General features: G+C 60.3%; 11 protein-coding genes and 1 tRNA gene. 4 read left to right on the plus strand and 8 right to left on the minus strand.

All coding sequences use genetic code 11. The features are described from left to right. Positions 1-251 precede the first annotated feature (251 nt). Positions 252-1,415 carry a CoA transferase gene (locus EPN80_RS15465; protein WP_293029101.1) on the minus strand — a complete coding sequence of 388 codons (1,164 nt, stop codon included), beginning with the start codon at positions 1,413-1,415 and terminating at the stop codon, positions 252-254. A gap of 61 nt (positions 1,416-1,476) precedes the next feature. Further along, complete coding sequence (locus EPN80_RS15470; protein ID WP_293029154.1) at positions 1,477-2,235, minus strand: IclR family transcriptional regulator; 759 nt, start codon at positions 2,233-2,235, stop codon at positions 1,477-1,479. Between the two features lie 192 nt (positions 2,236-2,427). Between EPN80_RS15470 and EPN80_RS15475 the strand changes: the two genes are divergently transcribed. Beyond that, positions 2,428-3,594, plus strand: coding sequence for an acyl-CoA dehydrogenase family protein (locus EPN80_RS15475; protein ID WP_293029105.1), 1,167 nt, complete (start codon positions 2,428-2,430; stop codon positions 3,592-3,594). Positions 3,595-3,601: 7 nt separating this feature from the next. On the opposite strand, the gene EPN80_RS15480 is transcribed toward EPN80_RS15475, so the two are convergent. The 4 genes from EPN80_RS15480 to minC form a co-directional block, all read right to left on the minus strand. Beyond that, on the minus strand, positions 3,602-4,369 hold the full coding sequence (locus EPN80_RS15480; protein WP_293029108.1) for an alpha/beta fold hydrolase: 768 nt from the start codon (positions 4,367-4,369) through the stop codon (positions 3,602-3,604). 122 nt (positions 4,370-4,491) lie between these two features. Continuing rightward, the gene (gene minE / locus EPN80_RS15485) at positions 4,492-4,752 is read right to left on the minus strand and encodes a cell division topological specificity factor MinE (RefSeq protein ID WP_293029110.1); all 261 of its coding nucleotides are present in this window, start codon (positions 4,750-4,752) and stop codon (positions 4,492-4,494) included. A gap of 9 nt (positions 4,753-4,761) precedes the next feature. Then, positions 4,762-5,577 carry a septum site-determining protein MinD gene (minD, locus tag EPN80_RS15490; protein WP_293029113.1) on the minus strand — a complete coding sequence of 272 codons (816 nt, stop codon included), beginning with the start codon at positions 5,575-5,577 and terminating at the stop codon, positions 4,762-4,764. A gap of 28 nt (positions 5,578-5,605) precedes the next feature. Continuing rightward, entirely contained in the window at positions 5,606-6,367 is a 762-nt protein-coding gene (gene minC / locus EPN80_RS15495; RefSeq protein WP_293029116.1) for a septum site-determining protein MinC, read from the minus strand. 246 nt (positions 6,368-6,613) lie between these two features. Here minC and EPN80_RS15500 point away from each other — a divergent pair, with 246 nt between their 5' ends. Continuing rightward, positions 6,614-6,802, plus strand: a complete 189-nt coding sequence (locus EPN80_RS15500) for a hypothetical protein (RefSeq protein WP_047213653.1) — start codon at positions 6,614-6,616, stop codon at positions 6,800-6,802. A gap of 83 nt (positions 6,803-6,885) precedes the next feature. Here EPN80_RS15500 and EPN80_RS15505 read toward each other — a convergent pair whose 3' ends face one another. Beyond that, entirely contained in the window at positions 6,886-7,065 is a 180-nt protein-coding gene (locus tag EPN80_RS15505) for a hypothetical protein (protein WP_293029120.1), read from the minus strand. Between the two features lie 533 nt (positions 7,066-7,598). Here EPN80_RS15505 and EPN80_RS15510 point away from each other — a divergent pair. After that, positions 7,599-7,685, plus strand: a tRNA-Leu gene (locus EPN80_RS15510). A 44-nt stretch (positions 7,686-7,729) separates the two neighbouring features. After that, the gene (locus EPN80_RS15515) at positions 7,730-8,557 is read left to right on the plus strand and encodes a squalene/phytoene synthase family protein (RefSeq protein WP_293029123.1); all 828 of its coding nucleotides are present in this window, start codon (positions 7,730-7,732) and stop codon (positions 8,555-8,557) included. Positions 8,558-8,613: 56 nt separating this feature from the next. Here the strand turns inward: EPN80_RS15515 and EPN80_RS15520 are convergent, their stop codons facing one another. Beyond that, the gene (locus tag EPN80_RS15520) at positions 8,614-8,763 is read right to left on the minus strand and encodes a hypothetical protein (protein WP_293029157.1); all 150 of its coding nucleotides are present in this window, start codon (positions 8,761-8,763) and stop codon (positions 8,614-8,616) included. Positions 8,764-9,026: the final 263 nt, after the last annotated feature.

A 9,026-nucleotide genomic window follows, 5' to 3' on the forward strand; every position in this document is an offset into this window, starting at 1 on the left:
GCAGGCCCTGCGAAAATTAATCAATTTTGAGCCAGCACGAACCGGTGGTTCGCTCCCTTCGCTCAAATATCTATTAGAGCCAAAAATCTTTTTTTATGCAAAGCGCCGTATTTTATCAAAAGATTTCCCTGCCCATTAGCGATTTCTCCAGAAAAGGCCTGTTTTCGCTAACTGCCCACCTTTCTGCTTGCTTGTCCTCGCTGCGTTTAATCACGGAAAGCGCGCATGGGGCGCCCCGCGCCAAGCAGCGATTATCTGTCGGGCGCTTGCGGATCGGGCAGCGGTGGCAACACCTGCGCCGAGTGCTCGCCGAACGCCGGGGGCGCACTGCGATAGGAAGCCGGCGTGCGGCCAAGCTTGATCGGTGAAGCGATGCCCCGATAAGCGCCGAGCTCGACCACCATTTGGCGATGTTGCGTATGCGGCTGTGCCAACGCGCCCGGCACATCCAGCACCGGCCCACATGGCACGCCGGCACGGATCAGTCGGTCAGCCAATGCCACGCCGTCGTGGGTGGCGAGCAACTGCTCCAGCCGGGCCCTCAGTTCGCCGCGATTGGCCGAGCGCAGCCCATTATTGGCAAACCGCTCGTCACCGCCCAATGCCGGATCGCCGAGCACCTCGCATAGTTTGCGGAATTGCGAATCGTTACCCACGGCCAGGAAAATGGGCGATGTGCCGGTATGGAAAGTATCGTAGGGTGCGATGTTCGGATGTGCGTTGCCGGAACGGCCGGGCGTCTTGCCGGAGGCAAAGTAATTGGTAGTGTGCGGATGCAGGACCGACAAGGCGCAGTCGAACAGCGCCGACTCGACGAACTGGCCGCGCTGGCTCAGGTTACGCTCGTTCAGCGCCAGCAGGATGCCAAGCGCCGCATTCAGCCCGGTGACCATGTCGACGACCGGCACGCCGAGCCGCAACGGCTCGCCATCAGGCAGCCCATTGACACTCATCAGGCCGGTCATGGCTTGAATCGCCGCATCATACCCGGGCAATCCGCCAAGCGGCCCATCCGCTCCAAAACCGGACACCCGGCAATAAATCAGGCGCGGAAACCGGGCCTGCAGCGTCTGTTCATAGCCAATGCCCCAACGCTCCATCGTGCCGACCTTGAAATTCTCGACCAACACGTCGGCGTCTTCGAGCATCAGCATCAGGCGGGCTCGATCGTTCTCGCGTGACAAATCGAGCACCGCCCCCTGCTTGTTGCGATTGACGCCCTCGAAGTAGGCTGCGGAGTCGCCCATGAATGGGGGGCCCCACTGGCGAGTTTCGTCCCCCTGGGGCGGCTCGATCTTAATCACATCGGCGCCATGATCCGCCAGGATCTGCGTGCTGTACGGCCCGCCCAGCACGCGCGAAAGGTCGATAACTTTGATCCCTGCCAAGGCACCTGGTTTGGCTGCTGCGGTCATGCCTGTCTCCATGGTTGTCGATTTCGATGCACGAAAAGTAAGAAAGCCGTCCTGCGCTCGCTCAAGGCGGCGCATCGAGCGTCAATTTGCTGTCATTGAGCAGGGTCGCCACCACCTGTTGCAACGCCTCCAGGTACCGCTCGCGATGGCTCAGGATACGTTGAATCGGCCCCACGACGGATATACCGTAGATTTCGCCAGCGAGTTCGACCGGCATGGCAATGGCGGCCAGATCGGCCGCACTCTCCCCCACATTGGCGTACCAGCCGCGCTTTTTTGCCGTTTCTACATCGGCAACCAGACTCTCGAGATCACACAGGGTATTTTCGGTATAGCGGCGGAAATCCAGTCTCGCTGCCAAGACTGTGCGCTGTTGGCCGCTCAACTGCCCGAACAGCGATTTACCGATCGAATTGGCATGCACGCTGCGATGCTCGCCGGGTTTGGCGTTATATCGAATCGCCCGGGTCGATTCCACCACATCGAGGTAGACCACCGAGGTTTCCTGCAACTTGCCGAAGACTACGGTTTCGTCCGTCAAATCTCGCAGTTGCGTCAAATACTCCCGTACCACCTCGAGCAGCGGGTCACCGAGGTCAATTTGAAGCGCGGCATTCAACAGCCGCTTGGTCGGATAGTAGCCGCCGCGCTTCTTCACTTCATACAGGTAGCCGCGGTTGATCAGGGTACGCACCAGCGCCAGGCAACTGGAAACCGGCGCGTCGAGCAAACGCGCCAATTCGGTCAGCGGCAAGGGGCGCCGGCATTCGGCAAAGACCTCGATGAGGTCGAGTGTTCTCGAAACGAGTTTTACGTCCATGAAGTTAGTTTTATGGATGAGAATCGCAAAGTCAAGCGATTGCGCCATCTTTAATGGGTGCGGAAAACACGTAGCTCCGATGTCTTTGGTTGCAAATAAAAATTCCCTCACATAAAATATTTTTTACTGCTGAGAATTTTTAACGCATCGATGACTGTAATGATTGATGCCACCCCTTAGGAGCTCACCTCCATGGATTTTGAGTTTTCCGAGCAGCAATCGGCCATCAAGGATGCTGTCGAGCGCATTTGCGCATGTTTCGACGATGACTACTGGCTACACAAAGATCGCGACGGCGGATTTCCGCACGATTTTCATCAGGCTTTCGCCAAGGCCGGCTGGTTAGGCATTGCGATGGATCCCGCCTATGGCGGCACGGGACTCGGCATGACCGAGGCGGCACTGATGATGCGCACCATCAGCGCATCCGGCGCCGGACTCTCAGGCGCTTCGGCGCTGCACATGAACATCTTCGGCCTCAATCCGGTTCAGGTATTCGGTACCCACGAACAGAAGCAGCGCTTTTTGCCGCCGCTGATTGCCGGCCAGGACAAGGCCTGCTTTGCCGTGACCGAGCCTGACGCCGGACTCGACACCACGCATCTCAAAACGCAGGCGGTGCGGCGGGGCGATCATTATTTGCTTAGCGGCCGCAAGATCTGGATTTCGACCGCACAGGTCGCCAACAAGATGTTGATCCTGGCGCGCACTGCCCCGCTCGATCAAGTCAAAAAGGCGACCGATGGCCTGAGCCTGTTCTACACGGATCTCGACAAAAGCAAAGTCGAGGTGCGGGAAATCGAGAAAATGGGACGCAAGGCGGTCGACTCGAACATGCTGTTTCTGGACGAGTTGCCCGTACCGCTGGAGGACCGGATCGGCGACGAAGGCAGTGGTTTCAAATACATACTGCACGGACTGAACCCGGAGCGCATCCTGATCGCCGCGGAGGCCGTCGGCCTCGGCCAGGCCGCGTTGGCGCGCGCCGTGCGCTATGCCGGCGAACGCCATGTGTTCGGCCGTCCGATTGGTCAGAACCAGGGCATCCAGCATCCGCTGGCGCAGGCCTGGATGCAGCTGGAAGCCGCCAATCTGATGGTGTTCAAGGCGGCGTCGCTATACGACGCCGGCAAGCCCTGCGGCGCAGAGGCCAACGCCGGCAAGTATCTCGCCGGCGAAGCCGCATTCCAGGCCTGCCAAACGGCCATCGCGACCCACGGCGGCATGGGGTTCGCCAAGGAATATCACGTCGAACGCTACCTGCGCGAGTCGTGGATTCCCAGGCTGGCGCCAGTCAGCCCGCAATTGATCATGTGTTTTATCGCCGAAAAGGTCCTGGGCCTGCCGAAATCGTACTGACAGCCGCTCAGGCGGCGAGAAAATCGGCGATAGCGGTGCCCAGTTCCGGCTTGGCGACGGCCGCCATGTGATTGCCGGGAATCTCCTGAAACCGACCCTGCGGCAAAATGGCAGCCAGAGCTTCGCCCGAACCGTTGTCGTCGTCCTCGGCGCCGGTCAGTACCAGCGTAGGCGTGTCGATCGCGGCCAGCATCTCGCGCGGCGTATCGACGAAGGTATCAAGGATGTGCAGCAACGCCACCGGGTCGCCGCCGACGGTCTTCAGAAACGCTTCGGCCATCCACTCGGCCGACCCGCGCTGAAACGTGCCGAGATGGGTCAGAATGTGGCGAAAATGCGTGCCGCGTCCGGCCGTGTTCAAAATGCCTTCGAGCCCCATGCCGGCGGCAATCGCCCGGCGGGGCTTGGCACCGCGCACGAGCATGCGCATGGTCGTGCGCCCGCCCAGCGAGTAGCCGCCAAGGTCGTAATCGGTCAACCCCAGATGCTCCAGCAGCGCGAAACCGTCATCGGCCAGCACGTCCGGCGGATAGGCGACTGCATCATGGGGTTTGGCGCTGTCGCCGTGAGCGCGCAAGTCCGGCATGATGACGCGAAAACCGCGTGCGGCTATTTTTGCCGCGTGCCCATAACGCACCCAGTTGACCAGCGCGGTGGAAAAATAACCGTGTATCAGCACGACCGGGCGGCCTTCGCCCATTTCACGATAAGCAAGCAGAGCGCCATCGCGGCCGTGGAAATAGTGCACAGGAAGTTCTGGAGAGGCAGAAGTCACGAGACGTGATCCGGGGAAATTCGTGAAAGGAGACAGCGACGTCGCAACCGCGAGTCATTGCGGCAAGCGGCCATGCTCCATCGACCGCAGCCGCCGCCAAACAGTCCAACGCGACCGGCACCTCAGGCCGGCGCCTGCGGGATCTCGATTTTCACCTCCAGCACCTCGAGACTGTCGCCGCGCTCCAGGTTGACCTTGATGTCTTCGCTGCCGATATTGACGTACTTCGAGATCACCGCGACCAGTTCGCGTTGCAGCGCCGGCAGGTAATCGGCCGGCGGCAGTCGGCTATCGCGCTCGTGCGCCAGAATGATCTGCAGGCGTTCCTTGGCAACCGTGGCGGTCTTCTTTTTCTCTCCGAGCAAAAACGAAAAAATCGACATATCCGCTCCTTACTTGCCGCCGAAAAACCGTTGCAGGAAGCCCGGCTTCTGGTAATCAGTGAAGCGCATCGGCATGTCCTCGCCCTTGAATCGATTGACCACGTCCTTGTAGGCTTCGGCAACGTCGCTGCCGTTCAAGTGAATCGCCGGCACACCCTGGTTGGACGCATGGAGCACGGACTCCGACTCCGGAATCACGCCGATCAACTTGATGCGCAGAATTTCCTGGATGTCATCGAGCGACAACATCTGGCCATCGCTGACGCGTTTGGGGTTGTAGCGGGTGATCAGCAAATGCTCCTTGACCGGTTCACTGCCTTCGATGGCACGCTTGGTCTTGGATGCCAGGATGCCCAGAATGCGATCGGAATCGCGTACCGACGACACTTCCGGATTGGTCACGATCAGTGCCTCGTCCGCGAAATGCATGGCCAGCAACGCACCGCTCTCGATACCCGCGGGCGAGTCGCAGACGATATATTCGAAATCCATCGCGATCAGATCATTGATGATCTTCTCGACACCTTCGTGCGTGAGCGCATCCTTGTCCCGCGTCTGCGAGGCCGGCAGGATGTAGAGGTTATCGCACGTCTTGTCTTTGATCAGAGCCTGATTGAGATTCGCTTCACCGTGGATTACGTTGATCAGGTCGTACACCACACGCCGCTCGCAGCCCATGATCAAATCCAGGTTGCGCAGGCCAACGTCGAAATCGATCACCACGGTCTTATGGCCATGCAGCGCCAGTCCAGCCGAAAAACTCGCGCTGGTTGTAGTCTTGCCCACGCCCCCCTTGCCGGAGGTCACAACGATCACTTTTGCCATCTGTCGACGCCTTCCAAAAAACTAAATGTCACTTGAGCCGAAGCGGCTCGAAAATCAATTTGTCGTTGCGCAACCTCACCTGCACCGAGCGGCCCAGCACGTTCTCCGGCAGTGCATTTTCGGTGGTCCGGTAAATCCCGGCAATCGAGATCAACTCCGGTTCCAGACAGGTGCAGAAAATCCGCGCGCCATGATTGCCATGCACCCCGGCCAACGCTCGCCCTCGCAGCGGGGCGTAAACATGGATATTACCTTCGGCGATGACTTCAGCACCGCAATTTACGACATCGAGCACGACGACATCGCCTTTGGCGTAGATTTGTTGCCCCGAGCGCAGCGGTTTGTCTATGATCAGAGTCTCCGCGGCATCCTGTGTGCCGGAGCCCGCCGCGGACTCGGTATCGACTGGCGCAACTTCCGTCCGCGCCGAGACATCCGACGCAGCCTGCGCCGTCTCGCCCCTGGCCGGGCGGCGCTCCTGGCTGTCGAGCAATGGCATGCCGCCGCTGGCCAGCCATGCTGCCGGCGCGTCATGCGCCACCACCCCGATCGGGTTCATGCGGCAAGTTCGCAGCAGATCGACCAGCTCAGGCAACGGGAGGGACTGCGGATCGTCCAGGCGCCGCACGTCGATTGCGACGGCCTCGTTGGAAAAAAACTCTGGAGTCGCCACGAAACGCTGCGCAAGTTCGGCACGTAAAGCGCCCATTTCAGTCGATTTAACGACGAAATGCAGCGTTTCCACGGCGCCACTGCGCAATTCGAAGAAAGGCGTTTTCTTGGACGGCATAAATGGCTGAAGCTGAAAAATTCGCCTATTCTACCGTCCCAGACGAACGAACCGGGAAATTCCCACGGCTGTTTATGCCGGAATTTACATTTTGTTAATAATCGGCCCCGGTCATGGCGCGGCGCAGCATCAAAAAATCAAGATTCGTCCCGCAATTGTCACATTCATGCACTATTCTATAAATCCCTCCAGGGCATATTCCTTGGGGCTCTTGGAATACCGTGAACCGCAACCCGGGAGACGACGATGCTGAGTCATCATGAATTTGCCACCCTAATGCTGCTCAACTACGATCCGGATCAAGTGGAGCTCAGCCGCCCCGATTTGGAATCGTTGCTGGAAAGCAAGCTGGTCGAGTGGGAAAAGCTCGATTCGGGCGCTCAACGCCCACGGCTAACCCTCCAGGGGCGATACGTTCTGCAAAACGTGATCTGAGTCCTCTCGACCTCTGTGCGAAGCCCGCCTCAAGCGGGCTTTTTTTGCGCCTGAACATTTTGCGGCGGCCTGCTGCCCTCGCTTCAGCGGCTGTGATTGCGCCGATGCCAATCGGCATGACGATGCAGGAGGCGCAGCGAATGGCGCTGGAGACGGCCGCGACGCGCTGACCACCAGCGCTCGATCGTCACCACGAGAAACGCCAGGAATGCCGTCATCAACAGGATGGCGATGCCTAAAGGTAGTAATCCGGGAGCTCCCATGAACGATCTCCCAAGCGTTTTGTCCACGTGGCGCGGTGCCGTCAAGGATAGCGTCTGATATCACCGCCCCGCGCATGGCTCGAGTCTGCGGCCCCGCCGCTTCCGCTATCGGCGTCGTTGCGATGGCAACGGCACCAATCCCGATTGACCAGCCACGCTACCGCAGCTGCCACCACCAACACGATCACCGTCGTTGCAAACCAGGTTCCCTGAAACATGGCAGCCTCCGGTTGAATAATTATGGCGAAGAAACCATGCCGAATCGACGCGACCCGTACCGGCCGGACCGCTCATTTCAAGTGTAGTCAAACAAGACGCCAAAGCAAGACGGGCTGATCCCGACACCCTCATTGCCGGCTCGGCCGGCGATCGAATTTTTCCTGCGCCGCGCCGCGAATCGCACCATCGTCCAGCGACTTAATGTACAATGTTGGGCTGTTTTGCCCATGGCTCACCCAGGCCAGCGTAGCCGCACCGGGTTCATGGATTGCTGGTTGTTTCACCGCCGTTTGGCGGGACGAACACAACAGGCTGCGAGGATGGCGAAATTGGTAGACGCACCAGGTTTAGGTCCTGACGCCAGCAATGGTGTGGGGGTTCGAGTCCCCCTCCTCGCACCACTCCACTCGTTATCGGGGATGTCTGCTCCCCAGCCCGAAAAGCGATGAACGCCTCCGATGCCTATTGCCGCCAGAAGGCGGCCCCCCCCGGTTCCAATCTTTACTACGCGTTGCTGATGGCGCCACCTGCGCGGCGCGCCGCGGCCTGCGCATTGCATGCGCTGTGCCAGGAAATCGCCGAAGTGAAAGACGAAGTGCACGAGCCGAGCGTGGCAAGCGCCAAGCTTGCGTGGTGGCGCACCGAGATCGCCGCGCTGTGCGCCGGCCGGCCGACCCACCCGGCGAGCAAGGCGCTCAGGCCCCACCTCGAAAAAGCCGGGATCCACCAGTCCGCGCTACTGCAATTGATCGACGGCGCCGAGATGGACTTCGAGCAGATGCGCTATCTCGACCTGCCGGCACTCGACCGCTATTGCCGGCTCAATGGCGGCCAGCCCGCCATCCTGGCGGCTCATCTCTACGGCTTTTCCAACCCGCAGACACCGTCGTGTGCCGAATCGCTCGGCCAAGCCATGGCGCTGGCGCGCACCGTGGCCAACGTCGGCGCCGATGCGCGACGCGGCTACATCTACTTTCCGGTCGACGAGTTGCAGCGATTCGATGTCACCGCCGCGGCCATCCAGAATGGCGGTTACTCCGGCCAGTTCAAATCGTTGATGCGTCACCAGACCCAGCGCGCCCGCGAACAATTGCAGGCGGCGCAGGCAGCGCTGCCGGCTGCGGATCGTCGCCGCCAGCGGGCCCTGCTGGTGCTTGCGCGACTGCATCTGGCGCTGCTCGACGAGATCGAGCTTAGTCAATTCGAGATTCTGCATCAGCGCATCGACCTCACGCCACTGCGCAAACTCTGGATCGCCTGGCGCACCCGCTGACGGGTCGCGAGCGCGATTCAGCGCGGAGTCCGTCCGGCGCCAAGGGGCGAATGGCGTCAACGCGAATAGAGATCGTGAACGGCGTCTTCGATGTGCTCGCGCAGCAAGCGGCGGTCTTCCGGCGACATGTGTCCAGTGCGCCGCTGATAATCCGGATCGATGTCGTACTGGCGGTCGACTCGATCGGCGCCACGGGGGGCGAGCACTGTGCCTTTCGGATCCGGGCGTCGCACGACGCGACCGCGTTTGACATGATTGGCTCGCTTCTGCGGCACTCGCGCGTAGGCCGGGTGCGCACCGGGCCTGAAGTGCTCACCCACACGCTCGATCGGCCTGGCGTAGGCGGCGCCGGAGGTGTCAGGAATTTCGTGTGCTGAGGTCGGTTAGGAATCTCAGCTGATGGCGGCGGTGAATCGCTCGCCGAAGATGATGGCGAACTGATTGACCGCTTGTCGCCAAGTGATAGGTG

The sequence above is a fragment of the Pandoraea sp. genome (assembly GCF_004297875.1).
Lineage (GTDB): Bacteria > Pseudomonadota > Gammaproteobacteria > Burkholderiales > Burkholderiaceae > Pandoraea.